General features: G+C 61.8%; 19 protein-coding genes and 1 pseudogene. 7 read left to right on the forward strand and 13 right to left on the reverse strand.

The features are described 5' to 3' along the window. Window positions 1-198: 198 nt before the first annotated feature. A complete protein-coding gene (locus tag HU230_RS07575) occupies window positions 199-2,757 on the forward strand; it encodes a hypothetical protein (protein WP_176532223.1) in 2,559 nt (852 codons plus the stop codon). Window positions 2,758-2,821: 64 nt separating this feature from the next. Here the strand turns inward: HU230_RS07575 and HU230_RS07580 are convergent, their stop codons facing one another. Then, the gene (locus HU230_RS07580; RefSeq protein ID WP_176532222.1) at window positions 2,822-3,985 is read right to left on the reverse strand and encodes a hypothetical protein; all 1,164 of its coding nucleotides are present in this window, start codon (window positions 3,983-3,985) and stop codon (window positions 2,822-2,824) included. 198 nt (window positions 3,986-4,183) lie between these two features. Then, window positions 4,184-4,450 carry a hypothetical protein gene (locus HU230_RS07585; RefSeq protein ID WP_173642050.1) on the reverse strand — a complete coding sequence of 89 codons (267 nt, stop codon included), beginning with the start codon at window positions 4,448-4,450 and terminating at the stop codon, window positions 4,184-4,186. Between HU230_RS07585 and HU230_RS07590 the strand changes: the two genes are divergently transcribed. The 4 genes and pseudogenes from HU230_RS07590 (at window position 4,433) to HU230_RS07605 (ending at window position 7,327) form a co-directional block, all read left to right on the forward strand. Next, a complete protein-coding gene (locus HU230_RS07590; RefSeq protein ID WP_176532221.1) occupies window positions 4,433-4,744 on the forward strand; it encodes a hypothetical protein in 312 nt (103 codons plus the stop codon). The two genes, HU230_RS07585 and HU230_RS07590, sit on opposite strands and share 18 nt — an antisense overlap. Window positions 4,745-4,804: 60 nt before the next feature. Then, entirely contained in the window at window positions 4,805-6,052 is a 1,248-nt protein-coding gene (dinB, locus tag HU230_RS07595) for a DNA polymerase IV (RefSeq protein WP_176532220.1), read from the forward strand. A 117-nt stretch (window positions 6,053-6,169) separates the two neighbouring features. Continuing rightward, window positions 6,170-6,885 (forward strand): annotated as a pseudogene (locus HU230_RS07600) (IS5 family transposase). Between the two features lie 232 nt (window positions 6,886-7,117). Continuing rightward, entirely contained in the window at window positions 7,118-7,327 is a 210-nt protein-coding gene (locus HU230_RS07605; RefSeq protein ID WP_176532218.1) for a hypothetical protein, read from the forward strand. A gap of 183 nt (window positions 7,328-7,510) precedes the next feature. On the opposite strand, the gene HU230_RS07610 is transcribed toward HU230_RS07605, so the two are convergent. After that, window positions 7,511-8,272 carry an SGNH/GDSL hydrolase family protein gene (locus HU230_RS07610; protein WP_176532217.1) on the reverse strand — a complete coding sequence of 254 codons (762 nt, stop codon included), beginning with the start codon at window positions 8,270-8,272 and terminating at the stop codon, window positions 7,511-7,513. Window positions 8,273-8,303: 31 nt separating this feature from the next. Here HU230_RS07610 and HU230_RS07615 point away from each other — a divergent pair, with 31 nt between their 5' ends. Then, complete coding sequence (locus HU230_RS07615) at window positions 8,304-9,368, forward strand: hypothetical protein (RefSeq protein ID WP_176532216.1); 1,065 nt, start codon at window positions 8,304-8,306, stop codon at window positions 9,366-9,368. Between the two features lie 278 nt (window positions 9,369-9,646). Here the strand turns inward: HU230_RS07615 and HU230_RS07620 are convergent, their stop codons facing one another. The 8 genes from HU230_RS07620 to HU230_RS07655 form a co-directional block, all read right to left on the reverse strand. Further along, entirely contained in the window at window positions 9,647-10,972 is a 1,326-nt protein-coding gene (locus HU230_RS07620; RefSeq protein ID WP_176532215.1) for an NAD(P)H-dependent oxidoreductase, read from the reverse strand. Window positions 10,973-10,977: 5 nt separating this feature from the next. Then, window positions 10,978-11,541 carry a dTDP-4-dehydrorhamnose 3,5-epimerase gene (gene rfbC, locus HU230_RS07625; RefSeq protein ID WP_176532214.1) on the reverse strand — a complete coding sequence of 188 codons (564 nt, stop codon included), beginning with the start codon at window positions 11,539-11,541 and terminating at the stop codon, window positions 10,978-10,980. 20 nt (window positions 11,542-11,561) lie between these two features. Next, window positions 11,562-12,542: a GHMP family kinase ATP-binding protein gene (locus HU230_RS07630; RefSeq protein WP_176532213.1), complete on the reverse strand. Its 981-nt coding sequence runs from the start codon at window positions 12,540-12,542 to the stop codon at window positions 11,562-11,564. A 130-nt stretch (window positions 12,543-12,672) separates the two neighbouring features. Beyond that, entirely contained in the window at window positions 12,673-13,740 is a 1,068-nt protein-coding gene (locus HU230_RS07635; protein ID WP_176532212.1) for an NAD-dependent epimerase/dehydratase family protein, read from the reverse strand. Then, window positions 13,733-14,986, reverse strand: a complete 1,254-nt coding sequence (locus HU230_RS07640) for an HAD-IIIA family hydrolase (protein ID WP_176532211.1) — start codon at window positions 14,984-14,986, stop codon at window positions 13,733-13,735. Before HU230_RS07640 ends, HU230_RS07635 begins: the two co-directional genes overlap by 8 nt. After that, window positions 14,986-15,621: a D-sedoheptulose-7-phosphate isomerase gene (locus HU230_RS07645; RefSeq protein WP_176532210.1), complete on the reverse strand. Its 636-nt coding sequence runs from the start codon at window positions 15,619-15,621 to the stop codon at window positions 14,986-14,988. Before HU230_RS07645 ends, HU230_RS07640 begins: the two co-directional genes overlap by 1 nt. A gap of 180 nt (window positions 15,622-15,801) precedes the next feature. Then, the gene (locus HU230_RS07650; RefSeq protein ID WP_176532209.1) at window positions 15,802-16,983 is read right to left on the reverse strand and encodes a glycosyltransferase; all 1,182 of its coding nucleotides are present in this window, start codon (window positions 16,981-16,983) and stop codon (window positions 15,802-15,804) included. A gap of 35 nt (window positions 16,984-17,018) precedes the next feature. Next, window positions 17,019-18,683, reverse strand: coding sequence for a GMC family oxidoreductase (locus tag HU230_RS07655; RefSeq protein ID WP_176532208.1), 1,665 nt, complete (start codon window positions 18,681-18,683; stop codon window positions 17,019-17,021). A gap of 244 nt (window positions 18,684-18,927) precedes the next feature. Here HU230_RS07655 and HU230_RS07660 point away from each other — a divergent pair, with 244 nt between their 5' ends. Continuing rightward, entirely contained in the window at window positions 18,928-20,253 is a 1,326-nt protein-coding gene (locus tag HU230_RS07660; protein WP_176532207.1) for a lipopolysaccharide biosynthesis protein, read from the forward strand. Between the two features lie 187 nt (window positions 20,254-20,440). On the opposite strand, the gene HU230_RS07665 is transcribed toward HU230_RS07660, so the two are convergent. Both HU230_RS07665 and HU230_RS07670 read right to left on the reverse strand, forming a co-directional pair. Next, on the reverse strand, window positions 20,441-21,832 hold the full coding sequence (locus HU230_RS07665) for an O-antigen ligase family protein (RefSeq protein WP_176532206.1): 1,392 nt from the start codon (window positions 21,830-21,832) through the stop codon (window positions 20,441-20,443). A 24-nt stretch (window positions 21,833-21,856) separates the two neighbouring features. Further along, window positions 21,857-22,597, reverse strand: a complete 741-nt coding sequence (locus HU230_RS07670) for a class I SAM-dependent methyltransferase (protein ID WP_176532205.1) — start codon at window positions 22,595-22,597, stop codon at window positions 21,857-21,859. Between the last annotated feature and the right edge of the window lie 71 nt (window positions 22,598-22,668).

The raw sequence follows: 22,668 nt of genomic DNA on the forward strand, positions 1-22,668 counted from the left end.
GCAATTGAAGGGCCGAATGACACCCACCAGAGCCGGCAGGGAGGTCCGCGTCCTTCGTCAAGCCGCCGTCATTGGCCGGGATCAAGCCGCGTTCCACCGCGCGCACCTAACCCGAAAGAGGTAGGCGAGGGGGCCCCTTGCGAGGGAATGGCATTCGAGCTCGCGTGCGCTATCGTGCCCCATCAGAGGAGGCCAAGGATGGGCCAAATCACCATGCGGCGGGTGATTGTGGACGGGTCGGAGAATCCAACAACCGTCATCCTCCTCGATGAAGTGCACGCTGGTGGCATCGCCGGCGGCTCGAACAATGGGCAGTTTGTTTGTCCGCCGCCGCACTCATCCGGATGGCAGCGAGCCGCGCCCGTGTGCGTCATCGCGACTCTGCTCGCGTCGGCATGGTTATCACAAGCATCGGGCGAAACCCTCCAGGTGCAGATGCGCCCAGGCAGCGACAGATCGGTACGACTGGCGCAAGCAACGAGCAGCGAGCCAAACGGATCGCTGTCGGCCGTCGAACAGGAGCACCAGAGGGCGGAGATGCTGACGCGCGAACTCGCCGTCGCCAGGCGCGATCTTGAGGCTTTGCAGGTGCGGCTGAAGGAGGCGGCCCAAGAGTCGGCTCGAGCCAGACAGGCAGCCGACAGCGAGATCGCAGAATTGCGCAAATCGCTGCAACGGGAGGGTGAGAGCGCCGACCGATCGGTGGCGGAGCGCCGCGCTGCCGAGTTGCGCAAATCGATGATGCGCGAACAATCCGAACGGATGGAGCGGGACGTTGCGAGAATGCGCGGCGATGCCGATCCGCGGGCTTCGGCGGCGGCTACGGCAAAAGATGGCGCAAGGCCGGCGACCGACAATGGCGTGGAGCTAGAAAGATCGCTTCGTCGGGAACGCGAGCGGGCCGGTCAGCTCGAGCAGGACCTTGCGGCGGCGCGGCGTGAGGTCGGGACGCAGACCGCACTGGCGGCGAGGGCCCGCACCGAAGCGACTGAAGCAAGGCAGGCGGGAGAACGCGGCACGGCGGAGCTGCAGAAACTCCTGCAAGAGGAGCGCGCGCGGCTGGAGCGGGATCTGGCGGCGGCGCGGCGCGAGGCCGAAACGCAGGCCGCACTGGTAGCGACGGCGCGCACCGAGGCAGCCGAAGCAAAGCAGAAAGAGGGCGGCACGGCGGACCTGCAGAAGTCCGTGCAAGAGGAACGCGAGCGAGCTGCCCGACTGGAGCAGGATCTTGCGGCAGCGCGGCGCGAGGTTGAGACGAAGTCCGCGTTGGCGGCGAAGGCGTACGCTCAAGCCACCGCAGTAAGGCAGGAAGGAGAGAGGGGCACGGCGGATCTGCAAAAATCGGTACAAGAGGAGAGCGCGAGAGCTGCGCGACTGGAACAGGATCTTGCGGTGGCGCGGCGGGAGGCCGAGACGCAGGCCGCACTGGTGACGACGGCGCGCGCGGAGGCAACCGAGGCCAGGCAGAAAGAGCGCGGCACGGCCGAACTGCAAAAGGCCGTGCAAGAGGAGCGGGAGCGAGCCGCGCGACTGGAACAGGATCTTGCGGCGGCGCGGCGCGAGGTCGAGACGAAGTCCGCGTTGACGGCGAAGGTGGACGCTCAAGCCACCGTAGTAAAGCAGGAAGGAGAGAGCGGCACGGCGAATCTGCAAAAATTGGTGCAGGAAGAGCGCGCGAAGGTCGGCCGGCTGGAGCAGGACCTGGCGGCGACGCAGCGCGAGGTCGAGACGCAGACCGCGCTGGTCGTGAAGGTGCGCTCCGAAGCGGCCGAACTGAAGGAGGCTGGAGAGAAGGGCACGGCGAAGCTACAAAAGAGCGTGCAAGAAGAGAGCGAAAGGGCGGCGCGGCTGGAGCAGGATCTCGCGGCAGCGCGGCGCGAGATCGAGACGCAGGCCGCGCTGGTCGTGAAGGTGCGCTCCGAAGCAGCCGAACTGAAGCAGGCGGGGGAGAACGGCACGGCGGAGCTGCAAAAATCCGTGCAAGAGGAGCGCGCGAGGGCGGCGCGGCTCGAACAGGATCTTGCGGCGGCACGGCGGGAAGTCGAGACGAAGGCCGCGTTGGCGGCGAAGGCGTACGCCCAAGTCACCGCAGTCAAGCAAGAACGAGAGAACGACGCGGCGGAACTGCAAAACTCGGTGCAAGAGGAGCGCGGAAAGGCCGGCCGACTGGAGCAGGACCTGGCGGCGACGCGGCGCGAGGTCGAGACGCAGACCGCGCTTGTAGCGAAGGTGCGGGCCGAAGCGGCCGAACTGAAGCAGGCGGGAGAGCGCGAAACGGCGCAACTGCAAAAATCCCTGCAGAAAGCGAGCGAGAGGACCGCGTGGCTGGAGCAGGAACTCGCCCTCGCGCGGAGCACGAAGGACATGCCTGTCGCCGGTCAGATTGCACAGGCCAAACAGGTCGAGGCGGATGCGGCAAAGCCGGTCGCGGCGGAAACGGTGACAGTCGCCAACGGGCGGGGAGAATCTCCGGCGAATCCAGATGCCCAGGACTTGGCAAGATTGGTGGCTCGCGCGAGCGTGTTGCTTGGGCAGGGTGATATCGGCTCGGCGCGGATCGTGCTCGAGCGCGCCGCTGAGACTGGCAATGCACAGGCGAGCTTCATGCTCGCGGAAACCTACGACCCACTGATCCTGCCCCAATGGGGAACTTATGGGACGCGCGGCGACGTAACGAAGGCGCGCGCTCTCTACGCAAAGGCTGAGGCCGGCGGAGTCAAGGAAGCGAAACAGCGGGTCGATGCGCTGCGCCAATAGCACAGAAGGAGCTGATCGATGATCAGGTTCTGCTTAGGCGGGAGCAAACACCGGGAGGAGTCCACTAGTTCGGCATCAGCAGTGCATCGACGCGGCGGCTGCTTCGTGCGCTGATGATGATCGCGCCGTTGCGGATCGCGAATCTCGCGCCGACCAGTCGTGGCGCCTTCTCCGTCAGCGGCGACGGCAACGGAATCATTCCGCCGGTGACGGGATCGCCGACGTTGATCGGCGGCCCGCCGCCGGCGGCCGAAGGCGCCGCCTTGATGTATTCCCTGATCAGCTGAATCTCGTCTCGCGAGAGGTTGAGCGCAGTTTGCTCGCTGCCGGCATCAGAGGCCTTCTTGTCCGCCTCAAGCTTGTCCTGCGCCTCTTGTTGCGCGGCCTCGCGTTTGGCGGCTTCCTGCTCGATCCGTGTGAGACGATCTCTCAGCGGGACCAGCTCCCGCCGCAGCGCAGCGTTGTCCGACTTCAGCGAAGTGATCTGGCCGAGTGCAATCGCTGCGGCAACGCACGCAACGATCGAAATCAGGCTGAGGCACGCAACCGCCAGCCCCGTCACTCCGACGCCGTTGACCGTGTTCCGATCCGGTCCTTCGCGCTTGGTGCGCCGCCGCCGCGCCTGGGCAAATCCAGGCAGGCTGGTGCCGAGGCGTTTCACAAGGTGCGAGAGCCGAGAGCCGCTTCGGTCCGTGTCGTGAATGGAGCCAAAGGCCGGTTCGGGGACGATTGCGGCGCGCGCGGGCAGGTCGGAGGCTGCTGTCGAGCGGCTTGCGCCCGAGGCCGCGCGATCGGCAAGGCCCTCTTGCATCACGAAAGGGATTTGCCGATCGATCGCGCCGGACCGTTCGATCACAGCATCGCCGATCGCATCGCGCGGGTCGGCAGCAACGGTCTCTAGGCGCTCCGCCTGCGGTTCGCCCGACTCCTGCTCGACCAACTCCTGCTCGCTGAGCTCCTGCGCGTTGAGTTCCTGCTCGACCCGGGACGCTTCAAGCTCGCGCCATAGCGCGAGGCCGGAGTCCGTGATCTGCAGCCCGGCCTCATTGATCGAAGCCCATCCGGATTGGAAGACGTCGGCGTCGCCTAGCTCTGACGATCGCTTCAGCTTCGTGGCTGCATCGCCGGCCGCGATCATGCGCTTGACTTCGCGGCTGACCTCTTCAAGCGGGATCCGTTGCTCGGGTCTTGCGGCCAGCACGCTCAAGATCGCCAGATTGAACCTCATGTGGCGCCTCTCGATGCCCCGGCAACCGGTCGTGCAGCAGCTGCGCTCCCATGCCGGCGATGTGCGAACCGCAGAGGAGGTCGAAGCGGATCAATCATGCCGGCGCGGAGGTCCGTCAGTTAGTGAGCCAGGCAAGTGTAGCGGCTCCCTCAGAGGCAAACAATGCGCCTTCCGGCGCATGACATCCGCTGAAGCGCCTCAGAGAAACTCGCGAAGCCTGGAGAGCTCGATCACGTGCTCGGGCGACAGCACCTCCGGCACGAGGGGAGGCTGCGACGTGGTCCGGATCTCGTAGAGATGCCGGGTCTTCTCGGGCTTGCCCATGAAGTCCCGGATGCATTGGTCGAGCGTTCCGTTGACGATCATATAGGGCGCGCGATCCTCTCGCCTGGAATTGCCGAGAGAAGGCCATTTGTAAAGCGAGGCCGCGGCCTGGAAGTCCACCTGATGAGAGTGGTCGGTCATTCCTTGATCTCTACCCGAAAAAGCCTGTTCGTCAAACAACGCCGGCTCATGAGCGAGCTGGCGCAGCGGGACCCGAGAGCCGCGCATAATCGCGCTCGTCCCCGGCAGAGAGTGCCCGCGGACCTCGAGCAATCTGCCAACCGTCTCGCGGTGATTCCTTCGACAGCGACCGGCAGCCGGGCCCGCTTCGACGCTTGGCACGACAGCGCGGCGCCCAGCGTTCGCCGGGAGACCGCCAGCGCCCGCGACTATTACTGGTCGACCGGAATTGAGTTTGTTCTTGTTTTGTTCTAATGCCTGTTATAGCGTCCAGGGCCGAGCAGTCTTGGTCAGGTCAGGGATGAACGGGTTGAGATGGCAGCCGCAGCCACCATCCTTCACGCGGACCTGGATGCGTTTTACGCGTCGGTCGAGCAGCTGCTCGAGCCGTCGCTGCAAGGCAAGCCGATCGCCGTCGGAGGCGGGGTTGTGCTTGCCGCGTCCTATGAGGCCAAGGCCTTCGGGGTGTACGGCGGCATGTCGGGACAGGAAGCTCGCCGGCTCTGCCCGCAACTGATTTTCGTCGGCGGCCACTTCAGCGATTATCAACGGCTGGGTGACGCAGCCATCAGGGTGATCGGCGACTTCACGCCGCTCGTCGAGCGTATTTCGATCGACGAGGCGTTTGCCGATGTTGCCGGCTGCACGCATCTGTTCGGAACGCCCGCCGAAATAGCCGCGGCGATCCGGCGGCGCGTGCGCACAGAGCTCGGCCTTGCGATCTCGGTGGGCGTCGCGCGCACCAAGCATCTGGCGAAGATCGCCTCGCAGGTCGCAAAGCCCGATGGACTTGTCGTCGTCGATCCCGGCGCCGAGCTCGGATTCCTGCACGAACTGCCGGTTGAATTGATGTGGGGAGTAGGGCCGGTCACCAAGACACGGCTGGACGCGATCGGCGTCTCGACGATCGGTCAACTCGCCAGATTGTCGGAGCGGTCGCTGACGCGGCTGCTCGGTCCGGCGGCGGGCGAGAAACTCGCCGCGCTGGCCTGGAATCGCGATCCGCGACAACTCACGCCGCATCGGCGCGCGCGATCGGCAGGAGCACAATCGGCGCTCGGCCGAAAGCCCGCGATCGAGCAGGTCATTCGGCCGACGCTGCTTCATCTCGCCGACCGCGTCGCCACGCGGCTTCGGGCAAAATCCCGACCCGGACGAACCGTGACGGTGCGCGTTCGCTTCGCCGACCTGAAATCGGTGACGCGCTCGATGACGCTCGATGCGCCCGTGTGCACGACGGTGATCCTCGCCAGCCTCGCCGAGAAGCTGGTGCGCGCTACGCTTGCTGATCACCCGAGCGAGAAAACCATCTCGCTGCTGGCGATCTCGGTGTCGCATCTGGAGGAGCATTGGGATCTCGCGCTCGAGCTCCCACTCGGGCTGGCCGATCAGGCGCTTCGTCCTGGAAGTCCGATCGGGATGGCGCGCTGGGCCGCTGATTGTGCCATCGACAAGGTCCGCGATCGCTTTGGCTGGGATGCGATCGGATATGGTTCGGCAGCGCTGGAGGTTGTTCGTTCGGTGCCCGACGACTTCCGCAAGCTGGCCGAAAAGGACCTCTAGGTGGTGTGGACTCTAAGGATTCCCTTTTAGGCGCAAATCAGATTCAAGACTGCTTTTGGGGAGGCAGTCTTGGGTGTGATGGACCGTTTGGTATTGAGCGACGCGGCTTGGGAGCGGATGGCGCCGCTGATCATAGGTCGCCCCGACCAGAAGGGCTCCACTGGGCGCGACAATCGGATGTTCGTGGAAGGTGTACTTTGGATTGTTCGCACGGGCTCTCCCTGGCGTGATCTCCCGGAGGCGTTCGGGGATTGGAACAGCGTGTTCCGGCGCTTCAGTCGATGGAGCATCAAGGGCGTCTGGTGGCGGATCTTCGAGGCGATGTCCGATGATCCGGACTTCGAATATTTGATCGTCGATTCCACCATCGTCCGGGCGCATCAGCACGCCGCCGGGGCCAAAAAAGGGGGTCTGAAGATCAGGCGATCGGCCGCTCGCGCGGGGGGCTGAGCACCAAGATACACATGGCCGTTCGTGGCTTGGGATGTCCCGTACGGTTCGCGCTGACCGCAGGCCAGCAGGGCGATGCACCGCAAGCTGCCGCATTGATCGAGGGACTACCTGCCGAGGTCGTCATGGCCGATACGGCCTATGACGCCGATCATTTGCGCCAAGCCATCGCCGCCAAGGGCGCGCTCGCCGTCATCCCCAACAACCCGTCACGCACACTCAAATACCCGCTGGACAAGCACCTCTATGCCCAGCGTCACCTCGTCGAATGCTGCTTCTCAAAGCTCAAGCAGTTCCGACGCGTCGCAACCCGCTTCGAAAAGACCGCCCGAAATTACCTAGCCGTCGTCACTCTCGCAGCCATCGTCCTTTGGATGCGGTAAGTGTCCACACCACCTAAAGCGCGATGAGATTGGGTTGAATCGTCATCGCGCTTTAGCTTCTTATTTGCGCATGATCTTTTCGGAAAACCGCTTCGCACTTTTCCGGATCATGCTCTAGCGCTTCGCCGATTCACCGGCTTGTCGTTGCATTAAGAAAACGCAATCCGGAATCGCGGGCTTGTGAGTGGTGGCGTGGCGCGCCCGGTCTATCCTGAACACGCGGAGGATAGCCATGAAATTCAGCTCCGAACTGATCCAGACGATGCGCGACGCGCTGGAGACGGTGATGGCAAGCGTGCCGGCCGATCAATCCGTGTTCGGTCTCAAGGCAGCCGTTGCCGAATGCATCTTGCGCGCGGCGGCACACGGGCAGACATCGTTCGACGGGTTCGTAGCGTCGGCATCCGATCAGCTGCAATCGATCATCTCGATGCTGACGTAAAGCATGATCCGGAAAGGTGCGAAACGATTTTCCCTCGCGACAAACGCAAGGCGTTTGCGCGGAGATCATGCTTAAACAATGAACTAAAACGCGATGACGATTTCAACCCAATCTCATCGCGCCTTAGCAGGCCAGATTGCGCCCAAGCGCCATTGACGGCTCCGGCGCAGCTTCGTGGGACGCCTACGATGAGCCCATGCCTTCTTTGGCGATCCTGGTCAGGGCTTCGTATCCGGATGGCGTCAGGTGCAGGAGGTCGCTCTTGTAGTTTGCGCACGGCGTCGTTCGTCCGCACGCGATGTTGGAGGCATCGATCGTCCTGATGCCGAGTTCCCGGCTTCTTCTGCTGAGCTCGGCATTGACAGATCCGATATTCTCGGCTGCGCCCTTCATCTGGTCGCCTCGCGGAAGAATCTGGATGGAGAAAATCTTGCCGTTCGGCCAAAGCGACCTGATCTCCTCAAACAGCTTTTGGTAGGATTCCATCACTCCGCACGGCTTATCGAGATAGATGTTGTTGGTCCCGACCAGCACGATGATGGACTTCGGCCTGATTTTTCGCAGCTGCTCGCGTTCGTGTTCGATGAACCAGAGCGTGTTCTGAATCCTGTCGCGTCCGACGCCGAGGTTGGCCACCGGCCCGGCGCCCAGCGAGGCTGATAGTTCCCTCGGCCACGCCTCAACCAGCGAGTCGCCAAGCAAGACCGTCGAGACATCGCCGGACAGGCCCGACACATTTCTCTCATATTTGCGCAGGGCATCGGCATTGTCCGGCATGGCGGCTGTTACGGCGAATTGCGCATCGGTTTTATCGCATGCAGCTCTCGAACTTTGCGCGCGTCCCGCCGATGGTAGACAGAGCGCCGCGACAATTGATAACGTCGCCGCGACATAGACGATTGACGCGGTGTTGCGGAGTTCTCCATCGTGCGTTTTCGATGTCATTGCGCGGTTCCATCTGAGGGCAGTCAATCTGATGTCGCTGAGCATTTCGATCCTGGGACAGTCAAACAGCATCCTGAAGGCAGGCTTTTTCCAGAAATTTCTGGACGCCGATGACACAATTGAAGTGACATCGGCAGGAAGGATCGGTGCATCTCCGTCCTTGCTCGGTCCGTACTTCGCCCAGGGTGATTTCTTCAAAGGCTCGGAGTTTTGCATTGTCGACACGTGCGTGATCGATTTTTCGCTGCTTTCCGCCAATGCGATCGATTACTACGATGTTGTGAGGTGGGTCGAGTGGATTGGGCATTCCGCCAAACGCGCCAATTGCGAGCCGGTTTTTGTTTGCATACCGGTGAGCGACATCAACGCATCAAGAACGATCATCTCCGCCTGTATTTCCGTCTGCCAGAAGCAGGACTGGTACTATCTTGATGTAAGGGACGTCATTGCCGCGGTCGTCAAGTCCAAGAACGTAGACGCGAAGGAACTCTACGCAGACGGCAGTCATCCGGCCGAGTTCTTGTCGGGCGTGATAGCGACGCACCTTGGCAATTTCTTGACTAAGATAAGGACAGCCAAGACTGCAAAGTGCAAACGCACGTTTGCATTCACGGCTTACGATCGCGTGCCGCTCAAAGATCAAATTGCGGGCACACCGGTGGAGTATTCGTCGAGGCTGATCACGTTTTCGGGTGTCCGGCTGGAACGCGGCGAGACGTACCCGATCCACATCGGGTCGGATTCATCCATCCGCGGCCTCATGGTGAACTCGGCAGCCTGCAAGAGCGTGCTGTCGATCGAGGGAGACAGAACCTTCCACAAGAACCTGCGTCTCAAGCCCTATCACCCGACAAATTTCGAGGCCCGGCTCATTCCGATCTGCAGGCCAATTCGAGACCATCAGGGAATGGTCAGGCTATCGCTGACGAACCAGGATGTCTCCATGAGCGATGTGACGCTGCACAGCTCGAAGGAGGGGAATGACGAGGGCTTCATCGAAGTTGCCGATCTCGTCGTCGAGCGAGGATACGACTTGGTGACCTACACCACCACGCGACCTGTCGATCCGGCCTCCATCAGATGGATGCCCGATTAATGGATTCGTGTGATCCAATGGGGCGCCCGGCTGATTGAAACTGGCCACGGGCGTGTGCACTCTCCAAAATCGCGCACGCTGGGCAGCCCTGTATGATCGGGACCGGATTTGTCCAGCATGGCGCGTCCCTGCAGACTGCGATACCGATTCCCGTCTTCTGCAGCGGCGTCGTAATGCTTTGAATTTACTTGTCTATCTGCGATCCGGCGGTCCAGCCAGGCAAGCGGATTTCTGGAACTCGGATCACGCGCGGCGGAGCCGCGCGAAACCGATCCGGTCTAGGCAGCCTCAGGGCGTATGAATGACGGCCTGCCGAAGAAGAGGGTGTCTTGCTCCTGGCGCAGCGCATCGCACATTCGGCCCGCCGGAATCTCGACGTCGTCGTATCCGAGCACCTGGTCCCGCGCAACGTTCCGCCGGAGACGACAACCTTCGGCGAGACCAATCGGAAGAAGGCGCTCGGCGTGAGCGACCTGCGCGTTCTCGCACAAGCCGTAGGTCATGTAGTGGCCAAGCCCGTCGATGATCTCGCCAGCCCTGAGATCCCTCTTGGCGGCTGCAACCACGTCGACATGCGGCGCGCCGAGTGGAGTGATGGCTGCATCCCGGAAGATCGCCGCGCGAGCAACCGTGAACGGGACTTCAAAGTGACAAAGATGATAGGGCCAGTAGAAGCAGTAGAGCGGGCCTGCTCCCATCTTGTAGAGCGACAGGTAGTGCTTCTCGACCGTATCGTTCGTCGTCCCAAGTACGAATATGCCTGGGTTTGGCATGGCTCCCACACAGTAATCCACGATGCCGGGACCCTCGATAAGCTCATCGAGCGGGTACCAATTGACCGCTTCCTGGATCGGGGTGCCGGCCTCGACGACCGGACCGTGCATTCCGCGCCTCGCGACCCGCATGCCTGTTGCATTGGCAACGATCGCGTTCTCGAAAGATATCTTGGTGCCGTCTGCGAAGGACGTGACCATCGGGGCCTTCATCCCCCAACGTTTGGCAAACCCCTCCTGGGTCGTCGGATTGCGGTATGGGTCGTGTAGACCTTTGATGTTCCCGCACAGCACGGGTCTAATACCTAATCCCTTCACCCACCGGTACAGATTCATGATGACGCCTGGCTGGTCACCTTCCGTGTTCGTGATGACGACCCCGGCGCGGTCGGCATAGGTCTTCAGAATCGGGCCGAGAGTGCCGTCGAGTTCGGCGTTCATCATGACGACGTGCTTGGTTCGGGCGATCGCCTGCATCACCACACCAGCCGCGAATTCGATCGTGCCGGTAACCTCGAGAATCACGTCGATCCTATCAGCGTTGCAAAGAAGCATCGGATCGTCGGTGATCGCGCGCCGGCCCCGGGCGATGCAGTCGTCCAGTTCGTCCACGCGGCGCACTTGTGTGACGTTGCTCTCGCCGGATTCGGCGTACGCCTTGCGGGCTTCCTCGAGGTGACGGTTGCAAATCGCAGCGAGTTCGATGCCCTTGGTGTACTGCAGCATCTGACGCGCGATGCCTTTGGCCATGAACCCGGCGCCCACCATTCCGACCCTGATCGGGGTGCCGGCCCGTTGCAGCCGCTCGAGCTCGCGGTCGACGATGAACATGCGATCTACCCCTCATCGGCGGCTGCGACGAGCCGGCGCTCGTCTGCAAAATCAGGCCAGCTGCAGTCCTTTTCCGAGATGACGACGGGCTCGGCAGGCCATTCGATGCGAAACGCCGGATCATTCCAGCGCACACCCCGCTCGGCGGTCGGCGTGTAGAACTCGGATACGAGATACGTGACCTCCGTCTCGTCCGCGAGAGTCAAAAAGGCGTTCGCGCATCCTTTCGGGACGAGGAGCATGCGGTAGTTATCGGCACTAAGCTCGACCGCGATGTGACGCATGAACGTTGGCGAGTCAGGCCTCAGATCGAGCATCACGTCGTGCACGGCGCCGCGAACGCAGCGCAGAAGCTTGGCCTCCTGATAGGGAGCGACCTGGTAGTGGAAGCCGCGTAACGTGTGCTTTTGGCGGTTGAAGGAGATATTCATCTGGGCGATCTGGCTGGGCAGGCCGTGATCGTCGAACTCCTGACTGCACCAGCCGCGGGCAAAAAAGCCGCGGTCGTCGGCTCGCTTTTCAAGCTCTACCGTACAGGCGCCCGCAATTTCGGTGGTCTTGAAAATCATCGAATCCTCCAAGACCAGCGTCACCCGGCCGGGTAAAGCACCCGCGAGCCATGGACCTCGTACCCTAGCGACACCAGGGGAAGATCCGAGAGCGCCTGACGCACCCGCTCGCGCTTCTCCGGCTTCACGATGAACATGAGGAAGCCGCCACCGCCAGCACCGCAGAGTTTGCCACCTTCGGCGCCTGCCTCGAGGGCCCGCGTGTAATAGCGATCGATCTCGGAGGTAGTGATCTTGGAAGCAAGACCTCTTTTCAGTGTCCAGCCGCGGTGAAGAGCCTCGCCCACCTGCTCGAGCCCGATCTGTTGACCGGAGCAGAGCGAGCGAAACTCAAAGGCGTCGTTGCGCATGTGTCGCAGAACGTCCAGGTTTCTCGACGTGTTGCTCCTCTGCTCGGTGAGTACCGAGGCGGCAGGGCGCTGATGACCGGTCCAGAACATCATGATGTTGCTGAACAGGTAGGCAACAGAGCCGCTTCGGGCGGGCTGCGGTTCGACCGTCACGCGGCCGCCGCGCCCGAAGCGGAGCAGATTCAGGCCGCCGAACGCTGCGGCGTATTGGTCCTGCTTGCCGATCGGCTCTTTGAGAACTTCCATCTCAATATAGCAGGCCTCCTCAGCCAGTTGGCCGGCGGTGACGCGCTCGCCACGGAAGGCATGGAGCGCGTGGAGCAATCCCACTGCAAAGGCGCTCGATCCGCCCATGCCGGTGGAGGCCGGCATGTCGGCGACGGTGCTGATGAAAATCGGAGGCTCGATGTCGAGAAACTTGAGGCACTCACGAGCAATGTTGTTGTCGATCTCCTCGATCGTATTGACCTGCTCGGTGCGTGAGTAGTTGAGCCGGATCGGCTCGTTGAAGAGGTGGCTGTGACGCTTCACGGTGACGTAGACGTATTTATCAACGGCCGCGCTCAGCACGGCGCCTTCCTCGACCTCGTAGAATTCCGGTAAATCCGTGCCGCCTCCTGCAAAGCTGACGCGGAGCGGGGTCCGTGTCATGACGATATCGGTCGGACGCCAGCTGGCGTGAGAGGGTCGGAGCCGCTCCGTGTCAGGGACGACGGATGCATGCTCGAGTTCCCGCGTCGATAGAGTTTCCACTGCGCTCGGCCTCCCAGCCTGTCGAGCCTCAGGCCCGATTTCGACTCACGTTGGCTGTGATCTCGGTCCACCTCAGCGAATCGTCGATCGATCCGCTGTCGAGCAGATGCCGCAACCAGCTCAGACGCGTAAAACGCTTGTCTCTGAATGCGTCATGCTTCAGGCCGATACGTTGGAACGCGGTATAGAGCTCCCTCGCTCCGTCTGTGGCCGTCCATCGGAAGCTGAATTCCGGAAAGGTTCGCTTGAACTTGGCAAAATCCGCCTTGTAGGTGCGCTGATCGGCTCCGGGCTGCGGTACGCTCGCGAGTTCGCAACCGGGAACGCTTTGCGCCGCAATCTGCCCGAGCTCGCGGATCTGGTGGTTGAGTTTGTCGGCACCGACGTTGAAGGCCTGGTTGTGGACAGTCTCCAGCGGCGCCTCGAGCACCGCCTGAAACGCGCGCGCAACGTCCTGGACATGGACGACCGGCCGCCACGGAGTGCCGTCGCTCTGGATCACAATGCGGCCAGTCGTGAAGGCGTTGCCCATGAAATCGTTGAGGACCGTGTCGAACCGCATCCGCGGCGATAGGCCGTAGACGGTCCCGTTGCGGCAAAACGTCGGAGAGAAACGATCGTCGGCGAGGGCGCGCAGCGCCGTCTCCGCTTCGACCTTGGAGCGAGCGTATTCGGTGCGCGGCGCGAGCGGCGCATTCTCGTCTACGACTGTCGCTTCGGACGTCCCGTACATGATGCAAGAGGATGAAAAAATGAAGCGCGTGACGCCCGCCTGTTTCGCCAGCTTCGCGAGCCGGATCGTTCCCTGCGAGTTGATCTCCCGCGTCCAGGCTTCGTTCAAATTGCCGATCGGATCGTTGCTGAGTGCCGCCAGATGAATCACTGCGTCGAAACCGGCGAGCTCGTTGGCGGTAACTTCGCGTAGGTCCTGATGGATCGTCGGGACCTCGGCGAGGTCGGGGACGAGTGTGCAGGCAGAGAAATATCCGGTGTCGAGACCGACCACGTCGAAGCCCTGGCGCTGGAGCCAGGGCGCCATGACCGATCCGATATAGCCATTGTTGCCGGTGATCAGGATCCGCTTGTTGTTAGGCATATTCCGGGGTTCCGTTCAGCATTTGCCGGGTGAGGTCGAGGAGCGAATAGTCATCGGTCACGCGCTGGAAGGGACAGTCGGCCGCCGCCGCTGCCGCAGCGTCGCGCTCATCGTCGCCAACGAATAGCGTGCGCGTGAGGTCGAGGTGGAAGTCACGTTGCGCCTGGTAAAGGAGACCGGGTTTCGGCTTGCGGCACTCGCAGCCGTCTTCCCAACCGTGCGGACAGTAATATATCGCGCCGATCGAGCCTCCCGCCTGCGAGACTTCCCGCTTCATGCGGTCGTGTACGGCGTCGAGGTCGGCCTCGCTCATGACGCCACGGCCAATGCCGGGTTGGTTCGAGGCGATGATTGTGCGGTAGCCCCGGTCGTGCAGCAGCCGGAGTGCTTCGAGAGAGCCCGGGCACCACGCCCACTCATTCCAGTTCCGTACGTATTGCGCTTGCGGCGGCTTGCGGTTGAGCACGCCGTCGCGATCGAGGATTACGGTCGGCTTGCGGCGCATGAAGGCTTCCGTCGCCGGCAGGCGATCCAGCGAGCCGACGCTGTAATAGCGGTGATCGCTGGCATAGGCCGTGAGCCGCCCTTGTCGAGCGAGTGGTGTATAGATCGCCTCCTCGAGCAGTGTGTCCTGCTCAGGCAGCAGCGCGAGGGCGAGGTCTGTAAGGATCGCGTAACTGATTTCGACCTGCTGAAGCCCGGGCGTCACGCGCAAACGATCGAATACGCTCACATGACCGTCGTGGTCGAGCAGGGCGCTGCCCCGGGAGTAACGATCCTTGTTGTTATAGACGGTGATCAAGCCGGGCTTCCCGGCTTCCCGGAACCGCGCCCACAGCCGGTCCATCTGCATCGGCCAGTAGTTGTCGCAGTACAGCAGCAGGAAGCAGGGATCGATCATGTGCCGAGCAGTCGCCACCCGGCTGCTGGTCAGTTGGTCGGGTTCCGTTACCGAGTACTCGATGTGCACGCCCCAGTCGCGACCATCGCCGAAATGGTTCTGCACGACCTCGGGCAAATACCCGAGGAGGATCAGGACTCGTTCAAAACCCTGGTCGCGCAATTGCTCGATCTGGTACTCAAGGAAAGGGCGCCCGAGAACCGGCACCATCGGCTTGGGCCGATCGTTCGTGATCGGCTGCATACGCGTTCCGCGGCCGCCGGCGAGGATGACCGCCTGTGTCGGCCGATCATAGATCCGGCCTTCGATACGCGCTTGGCGGGACGTGCCGTCGAGGGCGGCCATCAGTTAAGACCTGCTCTGTCGGCAACGAGACACCTTGTGACCGCGTGGCAGATCGCCGAATGGACGTCCTCGACGAGCTCGTACTTGCCTTTCTCGGTCTCGACGCACACCGGCTCATCGACGAGACCCCTCAGCACGCCGCCGTCAAACCCGAGTAGCGCTGCGGTGGTGAGCTTCTGCCTCCGCGCCAGTTCGACCGCGCGAACCAGGTTCGGGGAGTTGCCGCTCGCGGAAATGCAGGTCAACACATCTCCCGGGGTCGCGAAATTCTCGAGCTGGCCAGAGAATGCCCTCTCGTAACCTTCGTCGTTCGACAGAGCGGAGAACCAGGACATGTTGTCAGATAGGCACATGACTTTTAATGGTCGACAGCCGGAGCGCTTGGTCGCCTTGCCAAGGTCATTGACCCAGTGAGAAGCGGTTGAAGAACTGCCGCCATTTCCGGCGATGTAAATGAACGCCCCTCGGTCGCGAGCCTCACGGAAAACATCGACAAGCCTCTGGACCGCGTGCACTTGAACTTCCGCCAGCACACGCCGCACATTCTCAAAATGCGCTGAGATGACGTCTGATGTCTCCGATGGTGTCGAAATCACCGGTTGCACATGTGGTGATTCAGACCAAATCGTGCGCATACGCCCGGCTCTCCAAGGTGAACAAAGGCTCAAACCTCTGGACGTATTAGACGACAGTTCTTGCCGCGCGACATTCACTCTTTGGGGGTAGGCCGGATGGCGACCAAATATCATTGGTCGCGAGGAGGATGCTTCCGCGCTTTCTTGGTGACGGAAGGCACGGGCATCTTGAGCTGTGCGTCACGCCGGCAAGGGCGACATCGCTGCGGCTGCGACTTCTCTGAGCCGGGACTTGCGATCGTGGAGCTGCGGGAGCGGCTCCATTCCGATAGCAGACAAGATGTGCTCCCAGCGGTAGACCCAATCGTGCCGCAGCAAGCTACCCACGGCGTTCGTTCGCCGAATGCGCGCTATTCGCTCCGGCTGCGCGTCCAGTTCGTCGATCACGGCAGCGATGTCGCCGGTCTCCGGAGAGACCTCAATCACGGCATCCGGCCAGTCGAAGTACTCTTTGAACTCGGCGCATTGCGGCGCGTTTCCAAGGATGACGGCGCCCCCGGCGGCGCCCTCGAACAGACGTGACGGAAGGACCTGCTCGCCTGCGATCTTGTGCGAGTTTGCACTCACGACTGCCGCGGGATTGAAGCCCATGAAGTAACGGGTGCGCTTGATAGTATTGGCAAGAAGCAGTCGATGTTCCCGCCAATCCTTGACCTGAGAGTTGCCGCTCGAGAGCGAGTCATACAGATAGAAGAGGTTGCGGCGTTCAGCGAGCGCCACCAACTGCCGATGTGGTCCCACCGCGCGATTGCCCATCGAATATACATCGACGACCCGCTCGGGGGGCGACGGATACGGTGTGGCAATCAGGCAATCGACGCCGGTCGCCAGAAAGGAACAGGGAGCGGCCGTGTATTGGGAAAGGCGTGCAACGCTTGCGCTGTGAAGCAGAAACACGTGGTCGAACTGGTCCAATAGTCTCAGGTATTGGCGATCCTCTTCGAGTGTGCTGGACCAGAGCTCGATCAGATATGCGACGGCGATCTTGCAGCGACCGCGCCAATTTCGGATGCGCGAGAGCTCAACGAAGCTTTGCGGGCTCCAGGCCACAAAGAAGAAGACGTCGTAGTTCTGGTCGAGTTCGACCCGCTCGATCGTCGGCGCGTTCTTTAGTCCGAGCCCCTTGCGGACACCGTTGACCAGCCTGTTGAAGTCGCGCTGCACACTCTGGTTGTCGTGAGGTGGCAGGATGCCACCGAGATGTTTCGTCAGGTAGTTGTCGATGCCAGGTGCGACGAGGTCTGCATGATCGCACTCGGTGACGATACGGCAGAACTCGTAGGACGATGCGAAATGGGCTCGATCTTTCGCGTTAAAGTCGGAAGCAACGAGGATTCGTCTCTTCAAAAACCGGTCCTCCATTTACCTTTTAGCCAGCCTGGCCTCTGGATCGCGATCTAGGCCATCAAGGCGCGCTGAGGACGCTCGACACGGTCGGAGGGATCGGAATGCGTTGCGGGCAAAGGATGCCGTCCCAGTATCATGTCTGCGGCCTTTTCTGCGATCATGAAGACGGCCGCGGACGTGTTGGCGGACGGCACAGTGGGCATTATCGAAGCATCCGCTATCCGCAGATTCTCCAAACCGTGGACACGCAACTGATCATCGACGACAGACGCCGGGTTGTCCTGCGGGCCCATTTGGCACGTCCCGCACGGATGATATGACGTCAGTCCAGCCTCCCGCGCAAACCCCAGGCATTCGGCGTCGTCCGTGACCGAGGGACCGGGCAATTCCTCTCCGCAGCAGTAGGGCTGAAGCTCGGGGGCGGCGAGCAGCCGTCGCATCATCCTGATGCCGTCGACAGCGACACGCTGGTCCCTTTCGTCCACGAGAAAGTTGGGCTGGATGATTGGGGCACGGAAGGGATCCGGCGAGCTCGCGCGGACGAACCCGGTGCTGTGCGGCCGTAGCTGATAGAAACCGGGCTTGAGGACGGGAAAGCGCTCCCGGAGATTGGAATAATTCCCGATGGCAACGTCTATTTGAACGTCCGGCGTGGAGGAGAGATCCCGCGAATTAGCGAAACCGTAGACGAGAGACGGACTAAGGGCGAGAATGCTCGGACGGCCGAAGACCCATTTGGTGCCTTCCCGAAGCAGATTCAGGCCGCGCCCGCTGACCGTCTTGCCCTTCACCCGGACGATGAAATGGATCATGTAGTGGTCTTGCAGGTTCTGGCCGACGCCAGGCAGCTCATGCAGCACCGGAACCCCAAGGTCTGCGAGCAATGCCGGTGAGCCGACGCCTGAAACCTGCAGCAGCTTCGGCGTGTTGGCAGCTCCGGCGGTGATGATCACCTCGCGGCGTGCTTTCACTTCACGAGCTGGATGGCCAGGTCCTTGGGCGTACCGAACGCCAACCGCTCGCTTTCCCTCGAACAGCACCGCGGTGGCTTGGGCGCCGGTCCGAATCTCCAGGTTCCTCTTCCGGGCAAGCGGTCGCAGAAATGCCCGCGCTGCACTGACGCGCCAGCCGTTCTCAATGTAGCGCTGATAGTATCCGAAACCCGCCTGCCTTGCGCCGTTGTAATCGGAATTGTGCGGGAGTCCGAGGTTATGCGCAGCCTCAATGAAAGAATCGCAAAGCGGGTGTTTCCAATCGCAGTCTGTGATGGGCAGCGCTCCCTCGACACCCCGGTACGTGGTGTCGCATGTCCCGATTCTTCGTTCGGTTTTTTTGAAGTACGGCAGCACGTCAGCGTAGCCCCAGCCCCGGTTGCCGCGCCGGGCCCAACCATCGAAATCGTCGTAATGGCCCCGGTTGTAGTTCATTCCGTTGATGGCGGTCGAACCACCGAGCGTCTTGCCCTGCGGGATCGGTATGGCACGGTTTGCCGTCGCCGGGTTCGGCTCCGTTTCGTACTGCCACGCATATTTCGGAATTGATGCGGCCTTATAGACCCCGGCGGGGACACGCAGGAAGACACTGTAGTCCGGCGGGCCCGCCTCGAGCAGGCAAACAGTGCAGGCTTCGGTGGTCGCGAGCCGATTGGCCACAACGCACCCCGCGGCCCCGGCACCGACGATTACATAGTCGAAAACCTCTGTCTCCGCCGACATTGCTTCTACCCCACGGGTGCCACTGCACGGTGGATGTTAGCGGACAGGTCTTCGCGTCACTCGGTTCATCGGTGTTACCCCTTCGGAGAGCTTTTTGAGATTGTCATTCGCAGGCATGCTTCAGAGCTGCCGCGGCTCACCATGACAGACAGGGGGCTCCAGGGGATTTGGCGTTGCACGTCTGCGGCTTCGCCTGTCTGGAGGGCGCCAGGACTTATGGGGCGTCCCTCAGTGAGGACTTCTGATGAGCCTGCGTAAGCAAGCGGTCAGTTTAGCCATTATGCATGCGGCCGACGTGCTGCAGCCCCTTCTCATTTTGCCATATGCCGGCAGGGTTCTGGGGCCGCTTCATTTTGGACTTTACGCGTACGCCCTGAGCGTCGGATGGCTCGCAGCCACGATCGTGGAGTATGGTTTTCATTGGACTGCGCAACGCGCCGCTGCGTCCGCCCGGGATGAGCCAGCTGCTATCGCTTCTCTTCTCGCGGAAGTCACTGCCACGAAAGCTGTACTGTGCTGCGTGGTGTTGCTCGTCGGCGTCGCCGCCTCGGACGGCCTCATCGCTGTCAGCAAGCCCATGTTTTTGTGCGCCATGCTGACCTCGGTGGGAGGCATCCTGTTTCCGACCTGGCTGTTCATCGGTCTGGAACGTGCATGGCAAGCGGCCATCGCGGTGGTTGTCGGTCGCAGTCTGGCTTTGGTGTGCTTCCTGATAATGGTGACCTCGTCCGCCCAAATCGAACTAGCGGTGGCGATTCAGAGCTCGATAGGGCTTGTCGCTGCCGTTGTCAGCCTGCCGTTCATCGTTCCCGTCGGTTTCAGCGGTTTCCGGGCCGTGACACCCTCCATGGTGGGATTGCAGCTCCGGAACGGCTGGCGAGGATTCCTCTTTACTCTTGTCGAGAGGATGTTCGTGGCTCTGCCCGTTCCGCTTGTCGAGCATTTTTCGGGTTACGTTGCCGCCGGCAACTATTCGATCGCTGAGAAATTCGTGAATGCCACACGGCCGTTTTTCAGAGCCATGTGGGAAACGCTCCTACCCAGAGTCGCATATTGCGCACGCCACGACCCGGAAGCAGGGCTCGCTCTGATTCGGCGTTCCTTGCTGACCCTCGTCGTTGGTGCGGCATTCAGCCTATTCCTGTTCTTTATAGCCCCATATGTCATCCTCTTGTTATTCGGCGAGAGTTTTTCGGGTGCGATCCCGATCGTTCGGGTGATGTCTGTCATCCCGGTCCTGATCAACGCGAATACGTGCACGTCAAACCTCTATATGTTCAACTACGGCCACGAGCGCGCTTGGGCCATTCTCAACGTATCAAGCTTATTGATATTCCTCGCTGTCGCATACCTGCTCTCCCAGCAACTCTCGAACGCGGCAATCGCCGTCGCGGTCGCGCTAATTGCGAGGGAGTTCTTCGTGCTGGTGGTCTCGGCAGGTTTCTTCCTGGTGTTTGGCACTGCCAGAGCGCAGATTCCCGCAACTCAAGGTGACGGCAAAGCGCACGCAAGCGACGTTGCAGCGGGTGCCGTGCTCGCGTCGCGCGCTCAACTTCGCTCCGAACGCTAACTCGACTTGCTTGTTGCGGGTCCTGTACAACCCGCCCGATTTCGTCGGATGCCCTGGTCCAGCAGCATCATTCCGCGCTGGTCGCCATCAATGCGCCAGGTTCGATCGCCGGGCGTCGGGGGGGGGGCAGGGCTCGTCGACAATGCCGGGCCTGCCGGCACAGCCGTGAACCGCCATAAGAGCCCAGTCAGGCAGGCGGCGACGCTTCGCGTGCACCGGCCGGCAGCGGCGGGCTGGCTCCCGATGCTTCGGATTCGTCCGTACCCAGCAGGTAGCGGTAGATCATCGTCGCGCCGATGCCGAAGCCGATCAGGCACCAGAACCAGGTCCCCTGCATCGGCGCCTCGAGTGCGACGTCGAACGAAGCGTTGATGATGCAGGAGGAGACGTAGCAGGCGATAAACAGCATCAACGCGGCCCATTCGGTGTGCCCGCGTCTGTAGGCCAGCACCATGGCGCGAAGCAGCGTGCCAAACCAAGCGGCCAGAAAAGCAGCCCACAGCACAAGCCCCGGCACCCCCGCGCGCGCCAGGATCGTCATATGGGCGCTGTGCGGGCTGCGCAGGGGCCGCTCGCTGTTAGCCCTCGCAAGCCCATCCTCGACAGCCAAGTTTACCCCAAATCCGCGGCCGGTCCAGAAATACGGTCCATGCACCGTTTTCTCGACGATGGTCCGCCACCAATTCGCGCGCCACTGCGTGGTGTCCTCGGTCTGGGCGCCTCCCTGGCCGACGATGCTGGCGATATTCTCGACGATTTGCGCAACGCTGATCCGCCGTTCGGTCGAGACGCGGGCTTCCTGGTAGCCGGAGACGGTCGTCTCAATCGCGTAGGAAGCGGCAAGCAGCACTGTACCGGTCGCGACGACGACGAGGACTGGGCGCAGTTTGCCGAGCGCCAACGCCGCCAGAACGACTGGCACGGCAAATGCTAGAACGGCTGCACGGCTAACGGCGCCGACCATAACCACTGCCGTGATAAGACAGGCCGTCCAGATCGGAGTTGGCTTGCGCATGCCCGTGAGGATGAACACGGTAGCGCCTGCGAGGTGTGTCGCGACCTCGCCGGCGCCGAGCCAGACCAGGCCGACGCTGGTGCCGGGTACATTCGGTATATAGTCTGCAAAATAGAAGCTGAGCGGAAACAGGATGGGGACGACAGGAACGTAGATATCCAGGAATTTCTGGTAGTAACTAATGATCGTATCGATGCGGCGATAGTCTTCGATCAGAAGGGCGGCGACGACGAAGGCGAAGACCCCGTACACGAGGATCACGCTGTCGCGCAAGGCGTCGGAACCGTAGGTGTCAAGATAAGGAAAGGTGCGCAACAAGGCCCAGCCCATGGCCGCCGCGAGAAGAAGGCTCGGTCCGGATGCGAATACGGCCACCAGACACCCTGAACGCAACAGCACGAAGAGCCCAGCGACGAAGGCGATCTCGCCGACGAAAAGCGGCCGATAGCCCCAATAGGCGAAGCCCTTTCCCATCAACGCATATCCTGCCAGGGCGCAGCAGAGCGCGAGGGTGTAGCGGTCGCCCAGGCTTGCAGAACGGGAAGGTGAGAGAGGGGTGGCCATGATAGGTCAGGATTCATCCCTTGCTTACGGCCTGTAGGCGACCATACGCAGACCTCCGTCGATAGCCAGCTTTTGCATCCCGACGTGAAGAAGCGCACGTAACGGAGAAGCCTCAGGATACCGAACATGCCAGCGCTGGCGCTGGACGCGGCTGAATCCATTCTTCTTCAGGATCCCGGCGAGCGCTGCGGGAGTGAAAAAGACGATATGGCCCGGCCTTGCTGCTTCGCGCCAACGTTGACCCATCAGCCGTGCCGGGAAACCAGCTGCGTTTGGAGTGGTGATCAGGAGCCAGCCGCCCGGCGACAAGCGCTCGTACAAGCCTGCCAGCACGCGGCCGGGATCACGAAGATGCTCAATGACTTCGAGGGACACGATCCCGTCGAAGCTCGATCCGTCGGGGAGGTCTGCAAGATCTCGGTAGACTGCAATGCCACGTTCGGCAAGGAACTGATAGCCGAACGGTTCAACAGCGGCGAGCCTGGCGCCGCGCTTCATCAATTCGAAAGTCATTGCGCCGCGGCCAGCACCGAAATCCAGGATGCGCAAGCCGGAAAGGCCACGTACGCCCAGCGCATTTGTCAGTGAATCCACGAGACATCGGGCGACAGCTTCATCCGTAGCGCCGGTTTCGACGGTGTTTTGCTCAGGTTCTTTCCATCCTTCGCGGTAATAGTTCGCAAGCTCCGACTCGTCTGGATAGGGATCACGAAATATCGTGCCGCATTCACGGCAGCGCAGGAAGCGGGGCGCCTGCCAGTGCACACAAGCGTCTCCCTGGTGCCTGCATTGAGGACAGATCGGAGTATTCATCTTGGTGGTTCACCCTTCGTATG

This window comes from Bradyrhizobium quebecense, from assembly GCF_013373795.3.
GTDB lineage: Bacteria > Pseudomonadota > Alphaproteobacteria > Rhizobiales > Xanthobacteraceae > Bradyrhizobium > Bradyrhizobium quebecense.

Coding starts and splice junctions, on each gene's coding strand:
- HU230_RS07650 (WP_176532209.1), bottom strand. CDS start 16,983: ATGGAGGACCGGTTTTTGAAGAGACGAATCCTCGTTGCTTCCGACTTT.
- HU230_RS07620 (WP_176532215.1), bottom strand. CDS start 10,972: ATGTTCATCGTCGACCGCGAGCTCGAGCGGCTGCAACGGGCCGGCACC.
- HU230_RS07580 (WP_176532222.1), bottom strand. CDS start 3,985: ATGAGGTTCAATCTGGCGATCTTGAGCGTGCTGGCCGCAAGACCCGAG.
- HU230_RS07655 (WP_176532208.1), bottom strand. CDS start 18,683: ATGTCGGCGGAGACAGAGGTTTTCGACTATGTAATCGTCGGTGCCGGG.
- HU230_RS07645 (WP_176532210.1), bottom strand. CDS start 15,621: ATGCGCACGATTTGGTCTGAATCACCACATGTGCAACCGGTGATTTCG.
- HU230_RS07610 (WP_176532217.1), bottom strand. CDS start 8,272: ATGACATCGAAAACGCACGATGGAGAACTCCGCAACACCGCGTCAATC.
- HU230_RS07640 (WP_176532211.1), bottom strand. CDS start 14,986: ATGGCCGCCCTCGACGGCACGTCCCGCCAAGCGCGTATCGAAGGCCGG.
- dinB (WP_176532220.1), top strand. CDS start 4,805: ATGGCAGCCGCAGCCACCATCCTTCACGCGGACCTGGATGCGTTTTAC.
- HU230_RS07575 (WP_176532223.1), top strand. CDS start 199: ATGGGCCAAATCACCATGCGGCGGGTGATTGTGGACGGGTCGGAGAAT.
- HU230_RS07660 (WP_176532207.1), top strand. CDS start 18,928: ATGAGCCTGCGTAAGCAAGCGGTCAGTTTAGCCATTATGCATGCGGCC.
- HU230_RS07630 (WP_176532213.1), bottom strand. CDS start 12,542: ATGACACGGACCCCGCTCCGCGTCAGCTTTGCAGGAGGCGGCACGGAT.
- HU230_RS07585 (WP_173642050.1), bottom strand. CDS start 4,450: ATGACCGACCACTCTCATCAGGTGGACTTCCAGGCCGCGGCCTCGCTT.
- HU230_RS07665 (WP_176532206.1), bottom strand. CDS start 21,832: ATGGCCACCCCTCTCTCACCTTCCCGTTCTGCAAGCCTGGGCGACCGC.
- HU230_RS07590 (WP_176532221.1), top strand. CDS start 4,433: ATGAGAGTGGTCGGTCATTCCTTGATCTCTACCCGAAAAAGCCTGTTC.
- rfbC (WP_176532214.1), bottom strand. CDS start 11,541: ATGATTTTCAAGACCACCGAAATTGCGGGCGCCTGTACGGTAGAGCTT.
- HU230_RS07615 (WP_176532216.1), top strand. CDS start 8,304: ATGTCGCTGAGCATTTCGATCCTGGGACAGTCAAACAGCATCCTGAAG.
- HU230_RS07605 (WP_176532218.1), top strand. CDS start 7,118: ATGAAATTCAGCTCCGAACTGATCCAGACGATGCGCGACGCGCTGGAG.
- HU230_RS07635 (WP_176532212.1), bottom strand. CDS start 13,740: ATGCCTAACAACAAGCGGATCCTGATCACCGGCAACAATGGCTATATC.